A 19,102-nucleotide genomic window follows, 5' to 3' on the forward strand; every position below is an offset into this window, starting at 1 on the left:
GGCCGCCTCAGCCCCCCATTTCTTCCCGCTGCATCTCCAGCTCCAGCCAGCGCTCCTCCGCCTCGGCGAGGCCCGTCTCGGCCTTGGCCAGCAGCTCGTTGGCCTTGTCGAAGCGCGCCTTGTCGCGGCTGTAGAGCCCGGCATCCGCCAGGATTTCCTTCAGTTTTCCGGCTTCGGCTTCCAGCTTGCGCATCCTGGCAGGCAGCGTCTCCAGCTCATGCTGATCCTTGAACGACATTTTTTTCCGGGTCGTCGCCGTCGATGCGGCGACGACGGTCTTCGCCTCGGAAGGCTTCGCGGCCGGCGCCGGCGCGGCGTCGGCGCGCGCCCGCACGCCATGGCCGCGCTGCGACACCATGTCGGAATAGCCGCCGGCATAATCCTGCCAGCGCCCCTCGCCTTCCCAGGCGATGACATTGGTGGTCACCCGGTCGAGGAAGTCGCGGTCATGGCTGACCACGATGACCGTGCCGCCATACTCGGCGATCTGCTCCTGCAGCAGGTCCAGCGTCTCGAGGTCGAGGTCGTTGGTCGGCTCGTCGAGCACCAGCAGGTTGGAGGCGGTGGCGAAGGCACGCGCCAGCAGCAGCCGCCCGCGCTCGCCGCCCGACAGCGCCGAGACCGGCGTCCGCGCCTGCTCGGGAAGGAAAAGAAAATCCTTCATGTAGCCGATGACGTGGCGCGGCTGGCCATTGACCCAGACCTGGTCGCCGCGCTGCCCGGTCAGCGTCGCCGAGACGGTCGCCGAGGGGTCCAGCGCCTCGCGCCGCTGGTCCAGCGTCACCATCTGCAGGTTGGTGCCGAGCCGGATCTCGCCGGCATCGGGCGCCAGCACGCCGGTCAGCATCGACAGCAGCGTGGTCTTGCCCGCCCCGTTCGGCCCGACGATGCCGACCCGGTCGCCGCGCAGGATGCGCGTCGAGAAATCCTGCACCACGGCGCGGTCGCCGTAGAATTTCGAGATGGCCTCGGCCGAGACCACCTGGCTGCCGGAGCCCTCGCCCTCGGCCGCCGCCATGCGCACCCCGCCCTGGGCGGCGCGGCGGTCGCGGCGCTGCTGGCGCAGGCCCGCCAGCTCGGCGACGCGGCGGACATTGCGCTTGCGCCGGGCGGTGACGCCGTAGCGCATCCAGTCCTCTTCCCGCGCGATCTGCCGGTCGAGCTTGTGCGCCTCCTTCTCCTCCTGATCGAGCACCTCGTCGCGCCAGGTCTCGAAATGGGCAAAGCCGCGGGCGAGACGCCGGGTGACGCCGCGGTCGAGCCAGACCATCTCCCGCGTCATCGTCTCGAGGAAGCGCCGGTCATGGCTGATCAGGACCAGCGCCGAGCGCATCGAGGCGATCTCCTGCTCCAGCCATTCGATGGCGGGCAGGTCCAGGTGGTTGGTCGGCTCGTCCAGCAGCAGGATGTCGGGGCTGGGGGCCAGAGCGCGGGCCAGCGCCGCCCGCCGCGCCTCGCCGCCGGACAGGTTCTTCGGCAGCTCCTCGCCGGTCAGGCCGAGCTGCTCCAGCAGGTAATGCGCGCGGTATTCGTCGTCGCCCTCGCCCAGCCCGGCCATCACATAGGCCATGACAGTGGCGTAGGATGACAGGTCGGGCTCCTGCTCCAGGTAGCGCCAGGTGGCGCCGGGCTGGACGAAGCGGCTGCCGCTGTCGGGCTGCACCAGCCCGGCCGCGATCTTCAGCAGGGTCGACTTGCCAGAGCCGTTGCGGCCGATCAGCGCCACCCGCTCGCCGGGCGCGACCGACAGCGTGGCGCCGGACAGCAGCGGCGTGGTGCCGAAGCCGAGGCGGGTGTCCTGGAGCAGCAGAAGGGGGGGAGCGGCCATGCGGCTCCGTGGCGCCCGCGGCCCGCTGCGTCAAGCGGAAGCGGCATGGCCGCGCGTGAAAACCGCGCGGCAATCCGGCGCAAAGCGGCATTTTTCGCCGCCTGCGCCATGGTCAGCGCCACCCTTCGCGGGCAAGACTGCGCCCAGATCAAGATCCAGAAGGAGCGCCCGGGTGGAAGAGGTGGACTGCATCGTCGTCGGCGCTGGCGTCGTCGGCCTGGCCGTGGCCCGCGACCTGGCGCTGGCCGGGCGCGAGGTGCTGGTGCTGGAGGCCGCCGAGGGCATCGGCACCGAGACCTCCTCGCGCAACAGCGAGGTGATCCATGCCGGCATCTACTACCCGAAGGACAGCCTGATGGCGCGCGCCTGCGTCGAGGGCAAGCAGCGCCTCTACGCCTATTGCGCCGAGCGCGGCGTGCCGCACGCCAATTGCGGCAAGCTGATCGTGGCGACCGACGCCGAGGAGCGCGGCAAGCTGGCCTCGATCCAGGCGCGGGCCGCCGCCAATGGCGTGCCCGACCTGCGGCTGGTCGAGGCCGCCGAGGCGCTGGACATGGAGCCGGCGCTGAACTGCACCGCCGCGCTGCTGTCGCCATCGACCGGCATCATCGACAGCCATGCCTATATGCTGTCGCTGCAGGGCGATGCCGAGAATGCCGGCGCCACCTTCGTCTTCCACAGCCCGGTCCTCGGCGGCCGGCTGATCGACGAGGGCGCCGAGCTCGAGATCGGCGGCGCCGAGCCGATGTCGCTGCGCTGCCGGCTGCTGGTCAATGCCGCCGGGCTGCATGCGCAGCGCCTGGCCGGCCAGCTGCAGGGCATGCCGGCCGCGCACGTGCCGCCGACCTTCTTCGCCAAGGGCAACTATTTCACCCTGGCCGGGCGCTCGCCTTTCTCGCGGCTGATCTATCCGGTGCCGGTGCCCGGCGGGCTCGGCACCCACCTGACCATCGACCTCGGCGGGCAATGCCGCTTCGGCCCCGATGTCGAATGGATCGACAGCGTCGCCTACGAGGTCGATCCGCGCCGCGGCGACGGCTTCTACGCCGCCATCCGCCGCTACTGGCCCGGCCTGCCGGAAGGCGCGCTGCAGCCGGGCTATTCCGGCATCCGGCCGAAGACCGTGGGGCCCGGCCAGCCGGGGCAGGATTTCGTCATCCAGGGGCCGGCGGTGCATGGCCGCGCCGGGCTGATCAACCTGTTCGGCATCGAGAGCCCGGGGCTGACCGCCTCGCTCGCCCTGGCCGGCATGGTGCGCGACCTGGCCGCCTGACCCCTGCCCCACGCCGAGTTGCAGCCGGGGGCGCTTGCGAAACGCCCTGGTTCGCGCTGTACAGGCGGGGAGATGACGGGATCGCAAGGTTTGATGGGTGCGCGCGGCGGCTTGCAGCCCGGGCTGCAGAGCTTCGGCGGCTATGAGCTGGACTTCGTCCCGGCCGAGGGCGAGGCCGAGGGCCAGCTGGTCATCGCCGCCACCGGGCTGCATGCCGCCGGGGCGCCGATCACGGTCTTCGACTACCGCAATTCGCTGATGGCGCGGCCCGGCCTGGACCGGGTCTTCCTGCGCGACCAGAAGCAGAGCTGGTACAATGCCGAGGAGGGCTGGGACGCGCTGGTCGCCGCGCTGCGCGGGCTGGTCGCCGCCGGCGGCTACCGCCAGGTCACCATCCTCGGCGTCAGCATGGGCGGCTATGGCGCGCTGCTGCTGGCCGCCACCCTGCCCGAGGCGCGGGTGCTGGCCCTCTCCCCCTCCTTCACCACCGACAGCGCCCCCTTCGGCCGCGGCATCATCCGCTATCCCCAGTGGTTCGACGACGGCCACCCGGCGCCGCGGCCACGGGCGGAGCTCACCGGCGACCCGGCGCGGCTGCTCTGCCTGTTCGGCGACCGCGACGTCTGGGACGTGGTCAATGCCCGCGCCTTCTTCGACGCCGGCTGGCCGCAGGTTTTCTTCTGCGCCGACGGGTCGCATGAACTGGGTGTCTATCTGAAGCAGGCAGGGCGCTTCGCCCGGGTCATGGACCGGCTGCTGCAGGGCGCGCCGATGACCGCGGTCGCCGCCGCGGCCGGCGCCTACCTGGCCTTCAGCCATTGCCAGGCCTTCGCCCTGCTGGCGGCACGCCGCGCGCTCTATGCCGGCGAGCTCGAGGCGGCCGACCGCTTCCTGCACTATGCCCGGCAGGCGCCGACCACGCCGGCGCCGCGCAGCCTGGCGCTGCTCGGGCAGCTGCGCGACGGGCTGGCGCCGCCGACGCGCGACGCCGCCCAGGCCTTCCTCGCCGATCCGGGCGCTGCCGTGCCGCTGCCCGCCGGCGATGGCTGGGAGGCGACATTGTCCAGCCCGGAGGCGCGGGCCATCGGCGCCTCGGTCCAGGCCGGGCCGCTGGCGCTGCTGCGGATCCGGCCGGCGGCGCCGCTGGCCGGGGAGGCCGCCGAGATCGGCAAGCTGCGGCTGCGGCTGCGCTTCGCGGTGCCGCCTGCGGCCAGCGCCGGCAGTGGCGCCATCAGCGCCTATGCCGCCGAGCCCGGCGCCCGGCCGCGGCTGCTGGCCCGCGCCGAGGACCCCGCCCAGCCGCTGGGCGTCGACGTGCCCTTCCGCGACGGCGAGGCGCTGCTGCTGCTGCAGCGGCCCTGCTTCTACTCGATGTTCGATGCCGGGGCGGGGGCGCTGCGCACGCCCTGGTCGATGCGGCTGTTCAAGCTGACGCTGAAGCCGCTGCCGCTGCCCAAGGCAGCGTGAGGAACGGGGCGCCGCGCGGCGCCCCGTTCCGGATCAGGCTGGTTGGATCAGGGCCGGCCAGCGGGCGGCAGGCTTTCGCCCACCAGGCTGTCGCCCACCAGGCTGTCGCCGGCCGGCACCTGGGTATTCAGGTCGCCGGTGCCGAACCAGCGCGTCCGCACCGTCCGGTAATAGGCTTCCATATCGTACTGGGCCACCGGCAGCGCCAGGTCGCGGGCCGTCAGCCGGCCGACCGAGCCGGCCAGGTTGTAGCTGGCGGTCACGACGTTGGCCAAGGCCTGCACCAGGCTGACGCGGGCGTTCAGCAGCTCCTGCTCGGCGTTCAGCACGTCAAGCGTGGTGCGGCTGCCGACCACCGCCTCGCGCTGCACGCCGTCCAGCGCGATCTCGGCGGCGCGGATCTGCGCGCGGACGCTGTCGACCTGGGCGCGGGCGGATTGCAGCGTCTCCCAGGCCTGGGTCGCCTGCTGCATCACCTGGCGGCGGTTGTCGTCGACCACCTGACGATAGCGCTGCGCATCCTGCCGCGCCTGGCGGACGGCCGAATGCTCGGCGCCGCCCTGGTACAGCGGGACCGAGAGGTTCGCCGTGATCTGCTGGCCGGTGCCGCGCACATGCGGCGAGGTGGAATTGTCGCTGCGGAAGGCCTGGGCCTGGACGCTGACCGTCGGCAGCAGCGCCGACATCTGCACGTCGATGGCGTCGCGCGCCGCCGATTCATCGAACAGCGCCGCGACCACCGCCGGGTTGTTGCGCATGGCCAGGTCGGCCGCTTCGCGTGCATCCTTCACCGGCATGGTCAGCGGCTGCGGCGCCGTCAGCCGCTCCGGCGACAGGCCCGTCGTGCGGCGGAAGGTGGCGCGGCTGGTCTGCAGGTTGCCTTCGGCGCTGGCGCGGGACGCCCGGGCGCCGGCCAGCCGGCTTTCCGCCTGGGCGACGTCGGTGCGGGTGATCTCGCCGACGCGGAAACGCTCGTTGGTGGCGTCCAGCTGGCGCTGCAGCACCTGGATATTGTTGACGTTGAGCCGCAGCGTCTCCTGGTCGCGGATCACCGCGACATAGGAAGACACCGTGTCCGACAGCACCTGCTGCTCGGCCGAGAGCAGGCGCGCGCGCTGCGCCAGCACCTGGTTCTCGGCCCGCTGGGTCGAGGCGACCGTGCGGCCGCCATTGTACAGCTGCTGGGTGACGGTGGCGTTGACGCCGGCGGTCTGCCGGTCGGCATCGGCATAGATGCCCCGCGAGCGGCTGTTGCCGCTGACATAGCCGGTATTGCCGGCGACCACGACCGACGGCCGCCAGCCGGACAGCGCCTGCGGCACGTTCTCGTCCACCACCCGCAGCTGCGCGCGCGCCGTCTGCAGGGTCGGGTTGTTGGCATAGGCCTGGCTGAGGGCTTCCTGCAGCGACTGGGCCCAGCCGGAAGCGGGGGCCAGGGCGGCGGGCGCCAGCACGGTCGCGGCGAGCAGCGCCTGACGCAGCAGCCCCTGACGGAGCGACGCCGGGCGGGGAGGCAAGGGGTTCATCGACCGCGGTCTTTCAGCGAGGAGAGAGAGTAGGGCAGCGGAGAGACAAGGCGGGTCACCTGCCCGGCAAGCCCATCGGCGATGGCGCCGTGGCCGAGGGCGTCAGCCCATCCGCCCAGATATTGCCGGGCTCGGGCCGCAGCGGCTCGCCCAGGCCCGGCGTGCCGCGGATGGCATCGACCGTGCCGCCCGAGGGCAGCGCCGCCGCATCGGTGGTGGCGGCGGGCGAGGCGCCGGCGCAGCCGGCCAGCAGCGGCAGCAGCAGCGCCACCGGCAGCAGCCGCGGCCCCGCCCAAGCTGGCAGGCTGGCCGTCAGGAAGCGAAGCGCCACAGCCGGCGCCGGGGGCGAAAGACGCATGCGGGATGGATCCTCAGTAGAAAGTGGCAGCGCCGGGCTTGGCGACGGCGCAGGACAGGAATCCCCGCACCGCATTGTTCACCTCGCCCGACAGGGTGAATTCGGCTTCTCCGCGCAGCCACTCGTAGAGGAAGCCGCCTATCAGAGCGTGTAGAAACAGCGCCGCGCGCTCCGGGCTCCAGGCCTCGGACATCTCGCCCATCTCGGCGGCGCGCTGGAACTGCTCGCGCAGCTTGGCGCGCACCTGCTGGTCGGCCTCGCGCCGCCGTTGCAGGGCGGGCGCCATCTCGGCAACATACTCGCAGCGCTGCAGCATGATGGTCAGCAACCGGCGGCGGCGCGGGTTTTCTTCCAGGTCGACCATGGCGCCGGTGATGGCGTCGGCCATGTGGCGCAGCGGGGAATTGGTCGTGCCATTGCACAGCAGCCGGCGCTTCAGCTCGTCCTGCAGCAGCAGCAGCCGCTCGTCCAGCGCCAGGAACAGGCCGAGCTTGTCACGGAAATGCCAATGCACCGCCCCCCTGGTGCAACCGGCGACGCGCGCCACTTCATCCAGCGACGCCCGTGCCACACCACGCTCGAGGAACACCTGCTCGGCCGCGTCGAGCAGCGCCTCGCGCGTTTCATCGGCTTCCTGCTTGGTGCGACGCGCCATTTCCACCTTGCGGCAAGGTAATCCTCGGCTTTATATACATACGCGAAGGTATCTTTACAAGCCGCAGCCTGCGCCGCGGATCGCATCTCTGGAGGTTCCATGCAGCTCCTGCACCGCCGCGGGATGGCCGCACTTGGCCTGTTCCTGCTGTCCGCGCCCCTGCTTGCCACGGCGTCCTTCGCCCAGGCGCCCGGCGGCCAGGCCCCCGCCGTCGGCGTGGCCCCCGTGACGCGCACCCCGGTGACCGAGACCAACGAATTCATCGGCCGCATCGACGCGCCGCAGCGCGTCGACCTGATGCCGCGCCTGACCGCCTTCCTGGAGAAGCGCGAATTCGAGGAAGGCACCGAGGTCCGCCAGGGCGACCTGCTGTTCCGGCTGGAGCGCGGGCCCTTCGAGGCGCAGCTGCAGATCGCCCGCGCCTCGGCCGCCGAGGCCGATGCCCAGCTGCAGAACGCGAACATCACCCTGAGCCGCGCCCAGGCGCTGCTGAACACGGTGGCCGGCCAGCGCTCCAACGTCGACACGGCGCTGGCCGCGCAGCGCAGCGCCCAGGCGCAGCTGCTCTCCTCCCAGGCCTCGGTCCGCCAGGCGCAGATCAACCTGGACTACACTGAGATCCGCGCGCCCGTGACCGGCCGCATCGGCCGCGCGGCGCTGACCCAGGGCAATGTGGTCACCCCCTCCTCCGGGGCGCTGGCGACCATCGTCAGCCAGGACCCGATGTATGTCAGCTTCACCGTGCCGATGCGCACCCTGGTCGATGTCCGGGCGCGCTATGCCGAGCGCGGCGGGCTGAACGCGGTGAAGCTGCGGCTGCGGCTGCCCGGCGGGCGCAGCTATGGCGAGACCGGCACGCTGAACTTCGTCGACATCGATGTCGGCCGCGACACCGACAGCGTGCTGCTGCGCGGCACCATCCCCAACCCGCAGGCGCCCGGCGGCTATCGCGAGCTGACCGCCAACCAGATCGTCAACGTGGTGGTTGAGGCGGTGGAGCCGGTGCAGATGCTGACCATCTCCCGCGCCGCGGTGCTGAGCGACGCCCGCGGCGACTTCGTCTATGTCATCGCCGCCGAGAACAAGGCGGAGCGCCGCACCGTGCGGATGGGCCGGCAGTCGACGCCGGAGCGCGCGGTCATCGAGGACGGGCTGCGCGAGGGCGAGAACGTGGTGGTCGACGGGCTGCAGCGGGTCCGCCCGGGCCAGCCGGTGAACCCCTCCCCCGCCAATGGGCCTGCCAATGCCCCGGGCAACGCCCCGGGCAATGCCCCGGGCAACGGCGCCGCCCGCCCCGCCCAGGGGGGCTGAGGCCTTGTTCTCCGCCATCTTCGTCAACCGCCCGCGCCTGGCGGTGGTCATCGCGATCGTCATGACGATCGCCGGCGCCCTGTCGATGACGCGCATCCCGGTGTCGCAGTTCCCCGACATCGTGCCGCCGCAGGTGCAGGTCAGCGCCACCTATCCCGGCGCCTCCGCCGAGGTGGTCGAGGCCGCCGTCGCCCAGCCGCTCGAGGCGCAGATCGTCGGCGTCGACAAGTCGATCTACCTGAAGAGCAACAGCGGCTCCGACGGCAGCTACTCGCTGATCGTCAGCTTCGAGCTCGGCACCAACCCCGACATCAACACCGTCAACGTCAACAACCGCGTCCAGGCGGCGATGGCGCTGATGCCCTCCGAGGTGCAGGCCCAGGGCATCCGGGTGGAGAAGCGCTCCTCCTCGATCCTGCAGGTGCTGTTCCTCTATGCCGACCGGCCGGAGCGCGGCTACGACCCGCTGTACCTGACCAACTACGCCACGCTGAACGTGCTGGACGAGCTGTCGCGGACGCCGGGCGTCGGTTCCGCCTCGCTGTTCAGCCGGCAGAACTACGCGATGCGCATCTGGTTCGACACGCAGCGCCTGGTCAGCCTGAACCTGACGCCCTCCGACGTCGCCGCCGCCATCCGCGCGCAGAACGTGCAGGCCCCGGCCGGGCGCCTGGGCGCCGAGCCGGTGCCGAACAACCAGCAGACCCAGCTGAACGTGCAGACCCAGGGCCGGCTGGCCAGCCCCGAGCAGTTCGGCAACATCGTGCTGCGCGCCAATCCGGACGGCTCGGTGCTGCGCGTGCGCGACGTCGCCCGCGTCGAGATCGGCGCGCAGAACCAGGACAGCCGCACCCGGCTGAACGGCCAGGACGGCGTCGGCATCGGCATCTACCTGGCCCCCGGCGCCAATGCGGTGCAGACCGCCGGGGCGATCGAGGCGACGCTGAACCGGGTGCGCGCGCGCATGCCGGAGGGCATGACGGTCCGCCCGGTCTTCGACACCACCATCTTCGTCAACGACACCATCAAGGAGGTCATCAAGACCCTGGTCGAGGCCTTCGTGCTGGTGGCCGTGGTGGTGTTCCTGTTCCTCGGCAACCTGCGCGCCACCTTCATCCCGATCATCGCCGTGCCGGTCAGCCTGATCGGCACCTTCGCGGTGCTGCTGGTGATGGGCTACTCGGCCAACACCGTCTCCCTGCTGGCCATGGTGCTGGCGATCGGCATCGTCGTCGACGACGCCATCGTGGTGGTGGAGAATGTCGAGCGGGTGATGGAGGAGGAGCCGGACCTGACCCCGGCGGAGGCCACCAAGAAGGCGATGGCGCAGATCACCGGGCCGATCATCGCGATCACCCTGGTGCTGCTGTCGGTCTTCGTGCCGATCGGCTTCATCCCCGGCCTGTCCGGCGTGCTGTTCCGCCAGTTCGCGGTGACCATCAGCGCCGCGATGGTGATCTCGGCGATCAACGCGCTGACCCTCTCGCCCGCGCTCTGCGCCGTCTTCCTGCGCCATAGCGGGCCGAAGAAGGGCATCATGGCCTGGGTGTCGCGGCGCATCGACAATGTGCGCGACGGCTATGCCAGCCTGGTGCGGCGGCTGCTGCGGCTCGGCATCATCGCCATCCTGCTGGTCGGCGCCTTCGGCTTCGGCGCCTTCACCATCGCCACCCGCATCCCGGCCGGCTTCCTGCCCTCCGAGGACCAGGGCGCCTTCATCATCGCCTTCCAGCTGCCCGACGGCGCCTCCGTCGCCCGCACCAGCGAGGTGGTGGCGCAGATGGAGCAGCGGCTGAAGCAGATGCCGCAGGTGCGCGACGCCGTCTCGATCATCGGCTTCTCGCTGCTCGACAGCGGCAACAGCTCCTCGGCCGGCACCATGTTCGTGCAGCTGAAGGAATTCGCCCAGCGCACCGGCCCGGGCGACAATGTGCAGGCGCTGATCGGCAGCATCTTCGGCCAGAGCCAGCAGATCCGCGAGGCGCAGATCATCCCGATCAACCTGCCGCCGATCATCGGCCTGTCGACCGGCGGCGGCTTCGAATACCAGCTGGAGAGCCTGACCGGCGCCAACCCGACCGACATGGCCGGCGTGCTCGGCGCGCTGCTCGGCGCGGCCAACCAGGATCCGGCGCTGGCCCAGGTCTTCTCGACCTTCAGCGCCCGCTCGCCCTCGGTCTATCTCGACATCGACCGCGACAAGGCGCAGGCGCTGGGCCTGTCGATGACCGATGTCTTCTCGACGCTACAGGCCACGCTCGGCAGCAGCTTCGTCAACAACTTCAACCTCTATGGCCGCACCTGGCAGGTGCAGATCCAGGGCGAGGCGGCCGACCGCCGCGACATCACCGGCCTGTGGAAGATCGAGATCCGCAACAGCCGCGGCGTCATGGTGCCGCTGCGCTCGATCGCCTCCGAGCGCACCGTCGTCGGGCCGCAGTTCATCACCCGCTACAACAACTACCGCTCGATCACGGTCAGCGGCTCGCCCAAGCCCGGCGTCTCCTCGGGCGACGCCATGGCGGCGATGTCGCGGCTGTCGAATGACAGCCTGCCCAACGGCTACACCTTCGAATGGACCGGCACCTCCTTCCAGGAGCAGCGGGCGGCCGGCCAGACCGGCGCCATCCTGGCGCTGGCCGTGCTCTTCGCCTTCCTGTTCCTGGTCGGCCTGTACGAGAGCTGGGTGATCCCCATTCCCGTGCTGCTCTCGGTCACCGTGGGTGTGCTCGGCGCGGTCGGCGCACTGTTCGTGGCCGGCATGCCGATGGACCTCTACGCCCAGATCGGCCTGATCGTGCTGATCGCGCTGGCGGCGAAGAACGGCATCCTGATCGTCGAATTCGCGAAGGAACAACGCGAGGCCGGGCTCAGCATCGTCGAGGCGGCGGCGCAGGGGGCGAAGCTGCGCTTCCGCGCGGTGATGATGACCTCGATCGCCTTCATCCTCGGCCTGGTGCCGCTGGTCTGGGCCAGCGGCGCCTCGATGCTGGCGCGGCGCGCGGTCTCCACCCCGGTCTTCGCCGGCATGATCGCGGCGTCGACCATCGGCATCTTCATGATCCCGATGCTCTATGTCGTGTTCCAGCGGATGCGCGAGGCGACGCATCGCCGCTTCAACCGTGGCCACCACGCCAAGCCCGAGGAGAAGGTGGCGGCGCCGCATTGAGGCGGCCGGCATCGAGCCGGCAGCGCAAGCTTCGCCAGGCGGAACATCAGCTTCCGCGCATTGAGGCCGGCGGCCGGCGCTGCTAAGGCTGACACCAACAAGCCCGGGGGAATAATCTTCCCCCGGGTTTTTTTGCGTCTTTTTCCTGCCCGGGCCCGGCCTGCGGCAGCGTCAGGAGTTCCCGCCATGGCCGCCACCCCGCATCGGATCGTCATCGTCGGCGGTGGCGCCGGCGGCGTTCACCTGGCGACGCGGCTGGGCCGGCGCCTGGGCCGCCAGGGCCGCGCCGAGATCCTGCTGGTCGACCGCGACGCCAGCCATATCTGGAAGCCCCGCCTGCACGAGGTGGCCGCCGGCACCCTCGATTCCGGCCAGGAGCAGGTCAGCTTCGTGGTCCAGGCCAGCCGCCACCATTTCCGCTACTGGCCCGGCGAGATGCGCGGGCTGGACCGGACGCGGAAGGTGATCCAGCTCGGCGCCCTGGCCGACCGGAACGGCGCCGAGGTGCTGCCCGCCCGCGCGCTGTCCTACGACACGCTGGTCATCGCGGTGGGCAGCCGGGCCAATGACTTCGGCATCCCCGGCGTGCGCGAGCACTGCTCCTTCATCGACAGCCGCGACCAGGCGGAGGAGTTCAACGCGGCGCTGCGCAACCAGGTGCTGCGCTGCCTTTCGGGCCCCGACGCGGCGACGCTGGACATCGCCATCGTCGGCGCCGGGGCGACCGGCGTCGAGCTCTCGGCCGAGATCAACACGGCGCTGGACTTCGCCGCCGGCTATGGCGTCGGCGACATCCGCCGCCGGCTGCGGCTGACCCTGATCGAGACGGCGCCGCGCATCCTGGGCGCCCTGCCGGAGCGGGTGGCCGATGCCGCGCAGAAGGAGCTGCGCAAGCAGGGGGTGACGGTGCTGACCGGCGCCCAGGTGGTGGCGGTGGATGCCGCGGCCATGCATCTGAAGGATGGCCGCAGCATCCCGGCGCCGCTGAAGGTCTGGGCCGCCGGCATCCAGGCGCCGGCCTTCCTCGCCGAGCTCGACGGGCTGGAGAGCGTGCGCAGCCGCCAGCTGGTGGTGCGCCCGACCCTGCAGACCACCCGCGACGACCATGTCTTTGCCCTCGGCGACTGTTCCTTTCTGTTGCCTGAGGGCGAGAAGGTGCCGATGGCCGCCACGGCCCAGGTGGCGCAGCAGCAGGCGGAGCAGCTCGCGCGCGGGCTGGAGGCCATGCTGGACGGCAAGAAGCTGCCGGAATTCCGCTACAAGCATGGCGGCGCGCTGGTGGCGCTGGGCCATTACAACGCCTTCGGCAGCCTGGGGCGCCTGGGGCTGCTGGGCGACGGCACCTTCATCCAGGGCCGCTTCGCGCAATGGACCTATGTGTCGCTCTATCGCCGGCACCAGCTCGGGCTCTACGGCTTCTGGCGCTCGCTGATGTTCTGGCTGGCCGACCTGCTGCGCAAGGGCCATGCCCCCCGCGTCAAGGTCGACTAATCGGCGCAGACGGTGACCGGGGCCATCGACATGGCCTCGCCGCCGAAGCCCGGGGTGACGCGCATCTCGACCCGGGTTCGGGTGCAGGGGCGGCCATCGCGGCCGCGCGGGGCGCGGCGGGCAGCGCGCTCGGCCGGGGTGGCGCAGGCCTGCTCGCGCAGCCAGCGCTGCGCCTCGGCCTGGCCATCGACCCGCTGCCGGCGGCGGTAGCGCGACTGGTAGCGGCGCTGGTCCTCGGCCGACAGCGTCTCGAAGCGGCAATCGCCAGCGGCGGCCGGCAGCGTCGCCGGGCTGCCCAGCAGCGTGCCGGCCAGGACCAGCAGGGCGACGGAAGGGTAGGGCATGGCGCGGCGGTTCTCCGGCGGCGAGGCCCGCCAGCCTGCCGGGCAGCGGGCCAGCGCGGAACCGCCCCCTGCCCCGCCGCCGCGTCACGCTTGCGCGACAGCCGCGGTTTCCAGGCCGAAGCCTTCGTCGATCCAGCCGGTGACGCCGCCGATCATCAGCTTCACCGGCCGCCCCAGCCGCGCCAGCCGCAGCGCGCCGCGATCCGCCCCGTTGCAATGCGGCCCGGCGCAATAGACGACGAACAGCGTGTCGGCAGGGTGGCCTTGCAGGCTTTCGGTCGTGATCGCCGCATGCGGCAGGTTCACCGCGCCCGGCACATGGCCGCGAGCAAAAGCCTTGGGGCCGCGGACATCGAGCAGCACGAAGCCGGCCGCGCCAGAGGCCATGGCGGCCGAGACATCGGCGCAATCGGTCTCCAGCGACAGGCGCTTTTCGAAATGCGCCTCGGCTTCGGCAGACGGCGCGGCGGGGATGGCGGTGACGCTGTTCATGGCGCGGTGGCTCCTGTTGACGCCGCAGATCCTGCCGTGTCGAAGGTCCCGCTGGTGAGTGGCAGGAATGCCGCCTATGGTCCGGATCATGCCAGAGATGCCGTTCAACGATCGCGTCGTGGTGCTGGCCTATGACGGGCTCTGCACCTTCGAGTTCGGCTGCGCGGTGGAGGTCTTCGCCCTGCCCCGCCCGGAATTCGGCGCCGACTGGTATCGCTGCGCCGTGGCCAGCCTGGAGCCCGGCCCGCTGCGCGCCCAGGGCGGCATCCGCGTCATGGCTGATGGCGGGGCGGAGCTGCTGCGGGATGCCGGCACCATCATCATCCCCGGCTGGCGCGGGGTCGAGGAACCCGTGCCCGAGGCGCTTTGCGCGGCGCTGCGGGAAGCGCATGGCAAGGGCGCCCGCATTCTGTCGCTGTGTTCCGGCGCCTTCGTCCTGGCGGCCGCCGGCCTGCTGGAAGGGCGGCGCGCCACCACCCATTGGCGCTACTTCCCGGCGCTGGCGGCGAGGTACCCGGGCCTGACCCTGGTGCCCGATGTTCTCTATGTCGACGAAGGTTCCGTCCTGACCGCGGCCGGCAGCGCTGCCGGGCTGGACCTTTGCCTGCACCTGATCCGCCGCGACTTCGGCGCGCAGAAGGCCAATGCCGTGGCGCGCCGCCTGGTGATCCCGCCGCAGCGCCAGGGCGGCCAGGCGCAATTCGTCGAGCGCCCGGTGCCCCCCGCCCGCGGTGGCGGCAGCCTGCTGGCGCCCTTGCTCGACCGGGTGCGCGGGTCCTTGATGGAGGAGTGGGACATCGCCCGCATGGCGAGCACCGCGGCGCTCAGCCCGCGCGGCCTGCACCGGCATTTCCGCGCGACGCTCGGACAAAGCCCCGGCGCCTGGCTGCTGGCCGAGCGTGTCGCCCAGGCCCGCGCGCTGCTGGAAGCCGGCCGCCCCGTGCAGCTGGTCACCGAGGCCTGCGGCTTCGGCAGCGCGCTCGCGATGCGGCAGCAGTTCAAGGCGGCGGTGGGGGTGACCCCCTCCGCCTATCGCGCCCGCTTCAGCCTCAGCCCGTGAAGACCACGGTCTTGTTGCCGTTCAGGATGATGCGGTCTTCCAGGTAGAAGGAAATCGCGCGGGCGAGGACGCGGCGCTCGATGTCGCGGCCCTTGCGGATCAGGTCCTCGGCGGTGTCGGCATGGCTGATGCGCTCGACGTCCTGCTCGATGATCGGGCCTTCGTCGAGATCGGCGGTGACGAAATGCGCCGTCGCCCCGATCAGCTTCACGCCGCGGGCATGCGCCTGGTGATAGGGCCGCGCGCCCTTGAAGCCGGGCAGGAAGGAATGGTGGATGTTGATGCAGCGGCCCGGCAGCTTGGCCGCCAGCCCGTCCGACAGCACCTGCATGTAGCGGGCCAGCACCATCAGGTCGGAGCCGCTCTCCTGGAACAGGCGCCAGATCTCGGCCTCCTGCTCCATCTTGGTCGCCCGCGTCACGGCCAGGTGGTGGAAGGGCACGCCGGTGAAGTCGAGATGCGCATAGGTCTCCAGCGGATGGTTGGAGACGATGCCGGACAGCTCCATCGGCAGCTCGCCGATGCGCCAGCGATACAGCAGGTCGGCCAGGCAATGGTCGAACTTGCTGACCAGCAGCATGACCCGCCGCTTCGCCCCGCGCGGCCGCAGCGTCCAGGCCATGCCGAAGCGGGTGGCGACCGGCGTCACCGCCTGCTGCAGCGCCGCGATGGCGATGTCGGGGGCCACGTCGAAGACCACGCGCATGAAGAAGCGATGCGTCGCCGTGTCGTCGAATTGCTGGGCTTCCAGGATATTGCCGCCGGCCTCGAAGAGCGCGGTCGCCACGGCAGCGACGATGCCCGGACGGTTGGCGCAGTTCAGCGTCAGCACATAAGCAGGGTTGGTCGAGGTCATCGGCGCGTCCGGATCGGTGAAAGCCTGAGCCCAGCGGGTTAGGCCGCGCTGGCCCGCCTGCCAATGGGCGAATTGCGCGGCGCGTGGCATAAGGCGGCGGTGACACTTTTCCCCCCCTCCCCCTGGATCGCCGTGCTCGGCGCCGGCCCCGCCGGCCTGATGGCCGCCGAGACCATTTCGGCCCAAGGCGGCCGCGCCGTGGTCTTCGAGCGGATGCCCTCGCCGGCCCGCAAATTCCTGATGGCCGGGCGCGGCGGGCTGAACCTGACCCATTCCGAGCCGATGCCGGGCTTCTGCCGCCATTACGGCGCGGCCGAACCCGCTTTGGCCGCCGTCGTCGACGCCTTCCCGCCCGCCGCGCTGATGCAATGGGCCGAGGATCTGGGCCAGCCGCTGTTCACCGGCAGCTCCGGCCGGGTGTTTCCGAAGGCGATGAAGGCGTCTCCGCTGTTGCGCGCCTGGCTGGCCCGGCTGGCTGCCCAGGGCGTCGAGCTCCGCACGCGGCATGACTGGCTGGGCTTTTCGACCGATGGCGGGCTGCGCTTCGCCACCCCGGAGGGCGAGATCGCCGCGCATCCGGCCGCCGTGGTGCTGGCCCTCGGCGGCGCCTCCTGGCCGCGGCTCGGCGCCGATGGCGGCTGGGTTTCCTTCCTGTCCGACGTGCCCGTGGCGCCGCTGCGCCCGGCGAATATGGGCTTCCGCATCGACTGGTCGGCGCATCTGGTGGAGCGCTTTGCCGGCACGCCCCTGAAGCGGATTTCCCTGAGCTTCGCCGGCCAGACCCGCCGCGGCGAGGCCATGCTGACCCGCGACGGCATCGAGGGCGGCGCCGTCTATGCCCTGGCCGCACCGCTGCGCGAGGCCATCGCCGCCGAGGGCTCCTGCACCGTCACCCTCGACCTGCGGCCCGACCTGGACGCGGCCGAGGTCGCCCGCCGGCTGGCCGCCCCCCGCCGGGGCCAGTCGCTCTCGGCCTTCCTGCGCAAGGCGGTGGGCCTGGCCCCGGTCGGCATCGCCCTGGTGCAGGAGGCGCTGCATGCCGGCGCCTCGCAGGACGAGCTGCCCGGGCTGGTGAAGGCGATGCCGCTGCGGCTGGTGGCCACCCAGGGGCTGGACCGCGCCATCTCCTCCGCCGGCGGGATTTCTTTCGGTGCCGTCGACCCGCGCTTCATGCTGCGCGACCGGCCCGGGATCTTCGCCGCCGGCGAGATGCTGGACTGGGAGGCGCCGACCGGCGGCTACCTGCTGCAGGCCTGCTTCGCCACCGGCCGCGCCGCCGGGCTTGGCGCCCTGGACTGGCTGGCAGAGATACGGAAAGACGAGGCGCGGAACTTGCTTGGATCGGGCCCGCCATGACCTTCATCCGCCCTGCCGACCCCGCCGACCTGCCCGCCATCACCGCCATCTACGGCCACCACGTGGCCACCGGCCGCGCCTCCTTCGAGATCGCGCCGCCGCCATTGGCAGACATGCAGCGCCGCCATGCTGCCCTGGTCGCGGCCGGAATGCCCTATCTGGTGGCAGAGGTCGACGGCGTGGTGCTCGGCTATGCCTATGCCGGCGCCTATCGCCCGCGCATCGCCTATCGCGACACGGTGGAAAACTCGATCTATGTCGCCGCCGATGCCGCCGGGAAAGGCCTCGGCCGGCTGCTGCTGGCGGCGCTGATCGAGGCCTGCACCGCGCTCGGGCTGCGGCAGATGATCGCGGTGGTGGGCGACAGCGCCAATATCGCCTCGGTGAAGCTGCACGAGGCCGCCGGCTTCCGCCAGGTCGGCGTGCTGCGCGCGGTCGGGCGCAAGCATGGCGAATGGCTCGATTCGGTGCTGCTGCAGCTGCCGCTCGGCGAGGGCGACACCACCCCGCCCGGCGCCGAGCCGGGCTGACCCGGCATGACCCGGCGCCACAGCCTGGCCGGCGGCGAGCGGCATGTCTTCGCCGACCTGCGCGCGCTGCTGGCCGCCGCCTCCCCCCGCCGCTCGGGCGATGAGCTGGCGGGGCTGGCCGCCGAGACCGACGCCCGCCGCGTCGCCGCCCGCATGGCGCTGGCCGACCTGCCGCTGACCGTCTTCCTGAACGAGGCCCTGGTCCCCTACGAGCAGGACGAGGTCACCCGGCTGATCATCGACCGCCACGACGCGGCCGCCTTCGCCCCCGTCCGGTCGATGACCGTCGGCGCCTTCCGCGACTGGCTGCTGTCGCCGGCGGCCGACAGCGCGACGCTGGCCGCCCTGGCCCCGGGCCTGACGCCGGAGATGGTCGCCGCCGTCTCCAAGCTGATGCGCAACCAGGACCTGATGGTGGTGGCGCGGAAATGCCGGGTGGTCACCGCCTTCCGCAACACCATCGGCCTCGAAGGGCGGCTGGCCAGCCGGCTGCAGCCCAACCACCCGACCGACGACCGCGCCGGCATCGCCGCCGCCACCCTGGACGGGCTGCTGCTGGGCAGCGGCGACGCGGTGATCGGCATCAACCCGGCGACCGACAATGTCCCCAACTGCATCGCGCTGGTGGAGATGCTGGACCGGCTGCGCCAGCGCCACGCCATCCCGACGCAGAGCTGCGTGCTGACCCATGTCACCAACACGCTGGAGATGATCAACCGCGGCGCCCCGGTGGACCTGGTGTTCCAGTCGATCGCCGGCACCGAGGCCGCCAATGCCGGCTTCGGCGTTTCTTTGTCAGTTTTAAAGGAAGCCGAGGATGCGGCGCTTTCCCTGAAGCGCGGCACCGTCGGCCAGAACGTCATGTATTTCGAGACCGGCCAGGGGGCCGCGCTCTCGGCCGAGGCGCATCACGGCATCGACCAGCAGACCGTCGAGGTCCGCGCCTATGGCGTCGCCCGCGCCTTCCCGCCGCTGCTGGTCAACACCGTGGTCGGCTTCATCGGCCCGGAATATCTCTATGACGGCAAGCAGATCATCCGCGCGGGGCTCGAAGACCATTGCTGCGGCAAGCTGCTGGGCGTGCCGATGGGCGTCGACGTCTGCTACACCAACCATGCCGAGGCCGACCAGGACGACATGGACACGCTGATGACGCTGCTGGGCAATGCCGGCGTCAGCTTCCTGATCGCGGTGCCGGGCGCCGACGACATCATGCTGAACTACCAGAGCCTGTCCTTCCACGACATCCTGGCGCTGCGCCAGCTGCAATCCCTGCGCCCCGCCCCGGAATTCGAGGCCTGGCTGGCCAGCATGGACATGCTGGAGCCGGATGGCCGGATGCGCGTGCTGGACCCCTCGGCCAGCCGGCTGCTGCCGACGGATTGA

The 19,102-nt window shown here is 71.4% G+C and carries 16 protein-coding genes; 9 read left to right on the forward strand and 7 right to left on the reverse strand.

Translation table 11 applies throughout. From position 1 onward, the window contains the following. Positions 1 to 7: 7 nt before the first annotated feature. On the reverse strand, positions 8 to 1,828 hold the full coding sequence (locus tag GVN67_RS10690) for an ABC-F family ATP-binding cassette domain-containing protein (protein WP_159995642.1): 1,821 nt from the start codon (positions 1,826 to 1,828) through the stop codon (positions 8 to 10). Positions 1,829 to 2,000: 172 nt separating this feature from the next. Between GVN67_RS10690 and GVN67_RS10695 the strand changes: the two genes are divergently transcribed. Then, complete coding sequence (locus GVN67_RS10695; RefSeq protein ID WP_159995644.1) at positions 2,001 to 3,101, forward strand: NAD(P)/FAD-dependent oxidoreductase; 1,101 nt, start codon at positions 2,001 to 2,003, stop codon at positions 3,099 to 3,101. Between the two features lie 93 nt (positions 3,102 to 3,194). Beyond that, positions 3,195 to 4,568, forward strand: coding sequence for an alpha/beta hydrolase-fold protein (locus GVN67_RS10700; protein WP_159995646.1), 1,374 nt, complete (start codon positions 3,195 to 3,197; stop codon positions 4,566 to 4,568). 47 nt (positions 4,569 to 4,615) lie between these two features. Here the strand turns inward: GVN67_RS10700 and GVN67_RS10705 are convergent, their stop codons facing one another. The 3 genes from GVN67_RS10705 to GVN67_RS10715 are packed head-to-tail and all read right to left on the reverse strand — an operon-like array spanning position 4,616 to position 7,107. Beyond that, complete coding sequence (locus GVN67_RS10705) at positions 4,616 to 6,094, reverse strand: TolC family outer membrane protein (RefSeq protein WP_159995648.1); 1,479 nt, start codon at positions 6,092 to 6,094, stop codon at positions 4,616 to 4,618. Positions 6,095 to 6,149: 55 nt separating this feature from the next. Further along, positions 6,150 to 6,452 carry a hypothetical protein gene (locus GVN67_RS10710; protein ID WP_159995650.1) on the reverse strand — a complete coding sequence of 101 codons (303 nt, stop codon included), beginning with the start codon at positions 6,450 to 6,452 and terminating at the stop codon, positions 6,150 to 6,152. 13 nt (positions 6,453 to 6,465) lie between these two features. Then, a complete protein-coding gene (locus tag GVN67_RS10715) occupies positions 6,466 to 7,107 on the reverse strand; it encodes a TetR family transcriptional regulator (protein WP_159995652.1) in 642 nt (213 codons plus the stop codon). Positions 7,108 to 7,206: 99 nt separating this feature from the next. On the opposite strand from GVN67_RS10715, the gene GVN67_RS10720 reads away from it, so the two are divergent. The 3 genes from GVN67_RS10720 (at position 7,207) to GVN67_RS10730 (ending at position 13,078) form a co-directional block, all read left to right on the forward strand. Further along, positions 7,207 to 8,418, forward strand: a complete 1,212-nt coding sequence (locus GVN67_RS10720) for an efflux RND transporter periplasmic adaptor subunit (protein ID WP_159995654.1) — start codon at positions 7,207 to 7,209, stop codon at positions 8,416 to 8,418. A 4-nt stretch (positions 8,419 to 8,422) separates the two neighbouring features. Beyond that, positions 8,423 to 11,587, forward strand: a complete 3,165-nt coding sequence (locus GVN67_RS10725; protein WP_159995656.1) for an efflux RND transporter permease subunit — start codon at positions 8,423 to 8,425, stop codon at positions 11,585 to 11,587. Positions 11,588 to 11,773: 186 nt separating this feature from the next. Continuing rightward, a complete protein-coding gene (locus GVN67_RS10730) occupies positions 11,774 to 13,078 on the forward strand; it encodes an NAD(P)/FAD-dependent oxidoreductase (protein ID WP_159995658.1) in 1,305 nt (434 codons plus the stop codon). Here GVN67_RS10730 and GVN67_RS10735 read toward each other — a convergent pair. Further along, complete coding sequence (locus tag GVN67_RS10735; protein WP_159995660.1) at positions 13,075 to 13,422, reverse strand: hypothetical protein; 348 nt, start codon at positions 13,420 to 13,422, stop codon at positions 13,075 to 13,077. The genes GVN67_RS10730 and GVN67_RS10735 overlap by 4 nt on opposite strands. 84 nt (positions 13,423 to 13,506) lie before the next feature. Next, the gene (locus tag GVN67_RS10740) at positions 13,507 to 13,914 is read right to left on the reverse strand and encodes a rhodanese-like domain-containing protein (RefSeq protein WP_200845219.1); all 408 of its coding nucleotides are present in this window, start codon (positions 13,912 to 13,914) and stop codon (positions 13,507 to 13,509) included. A 97-nt stretch (positions 13,915 to 14,011) separates the two neighbouring features. On the opposite strand from GVN67_RS10740, the gene ftrA reads away from it, so the two are divergent. Next, entirely contained in the window at positions 14,012 to 14,974 is a 963-nt protein-coding gene (ftrA, locus tag GVN67_RS10745) for a transcriptional regulator FtrA (RefSeq protein WP_368667234.1), read from the forward strand. On the opposite strand, the gene purU is transcribed toward ftrA, so the two are convergent. Beyond that, positions 14,964 to 15,830, reverse strand: coding sequence for a formyltetrahydrofolate deformylase (purU, locus tag GVN67_RS10750; protein ID WP_159995666.1), 867 nt, complete (start codon positions 15,828 to 15,830; stop codon positions 14,964 to 14,966). The two genes, ftrA and purU, sit on opposite strands and share 11 nt — an antisense overlap. 99 nt (positions 15,831 to 15,929) lie before the next feature. Between purU and GVN67_RS10755 the strand changes: the two genes are divergently transcribed. The 3 genes from GVN67_RS10755 to GVN67_RS10765 are packed head-to-tail and all read left to right on the forward strand — an operon-like array spanning position 15,930 to position 19,102. Beyond that, positions 15,930 to 17,186, forward strand: coding sequence for a TIGR03862 family flavoprotein (locus GVN67_RS10755; protein ID WP_255430386.1), 1,257 nt, complete (start codon positions 15,930 to 15,932; stop codon positions 17,184 to 17,186). Continuing rightward, the gene (locus tag GVN67_RS10760; protein WP_159995670.1) at positions 17,183 to 17,716 is read left to right on the forward strand and encodes a GNAT family N-acetyltransferase; all 534 of its coding nucleotides are present in this window, start codon (positions 17,183 to 17,185) and stop codon (positions 17,714 to 17,716) included. Before GVN67_RS10755 ends, GVN67_RS10760 begins: the two co-directional genes overlap by 4 nt. 6 nt (positions 17,717 to 17,722) lie before the next feature. Next, the gene (locus tag GVN67_RS10765; protein ID WP_159995672.1) at positions 17,723 to 19,102 is read left to right on the forward strand and encodes an ethanolamine ammonia-lyase subunit EutB; all 1,380 of its coding nucleotides are present in this window, start codon (positions 17,723 to 17,725) and stop codon (positions 19,100 to 19,102) included.

Source organism: Roseomonas sp. 18066, from assembly GCF_902706185.1.
GTDB lineage: Bacteria > Pseudomonadota > Alphaproteobacteria > Acetobacterales > Acetobacteraceae > Pseudoroseomonas.

What these genes read in the sequence shown, in the direction of transcription:
- GVN67_RS10690 (WP_159995642.1), bottom strand. Translation starts at nt 1,828, where the DNA reads ATGGCCGCTCCCCCCCTTCTGCTGCTCCAGGACACCCGCCTCGGCTTC.
- GVN67_RS10700 (WP_159995646.1), top strand. Translation starts at nt 3,195, where the DNA reads ATGGGTGCGCGCGGCGGCTTGCAGCCCGGGCTGCAGAGCTTCGGCGGC.
- GVN67_RS10705 (WP_159995648.1), bottom strand. Translation starts at nt 6,094, where the DNA reads ATGAACCCCTTGCCTCCCCGCCCGGCGTCGCTCCGTCAGGGGCTGCTG.
- GVN67_RS10710 (WP_159995650.1), bottom strand. Translation starts at nt 6,452, where the DNA reads ATGCGTCTTTCGCCCCCGGCGCCGGCTGTGGCGCTTCGCTTCCTGACG.
- GVN67_RS10715 (WP_159995652.1), bottom strand. Translation starts at nt 7,107, where the DNA reads ATGGCGCGTCGCACCAAGCAGGAAGCCGATGAAACGCGCGAGGCGCTG.
- GVN67_RS10720 (WP_159995654.1), top strand. Translation starts at nt 7,207, where the DNA reads ATGCAGCTCCTGCACCGCCGCGGGATGGCCGCACTTGGCCTGTTCCTG.
- GVN67_RS10730 (WP_159995658.1), top strand. Translation starts at nt 11,774, where the DNA reads ATGGCCGCCACCCCGCATCGGATCGTCATCGTCGGCGGTGGCGCCGGC.
- GVN67_RS10735 (WP_159995660.1), bottom strand. Translation starts at nt 13,422, where the DNA reads ATGCCCTACCCTTCCGTCGCCCTGCTGGTCCTGGCCGGCACGCTGCTG.
- GVN67_RS10740 (WP_200845219.1), bottom strand. Translation starts at nt 13,914, where the DNA reads ATGAACAGCGTCACCGCCATCCCCGCCGCGCCGTCTGCCGAAGCCGAG.
- ftrA (WP_368667234.1), top strand. Translation starts at nt 14,012, where the DNA reads ATGCCGTTCAACGATCGCGTCGTGGTGCTGGCCTATGACGGGCTCTGC.
- purU (WP_159995666.1), bottom strand. Translation starts at nt 15,830, where the DNA reads ATGACCTCGACCAACCCTGCTTATGTGCTGACGCTGAACTGCGCCAAC.
- GVN67_RS10760 (WP_159995670.1), top strand. Translation starts at nt 17,183, where the DNA reads ATGACCTTCATCCGCCCTGCCGACCCCGCCGACCTGCCCGCCATCACC.
- GVN67_RS10765 (WP_159995672.1), top strand. Translation starts at nt 17,723, where the DNA reads ATGACCCGGCGCCACAGCCTGGCCGGCGGCGAGCGGCATGTCTTCGCC.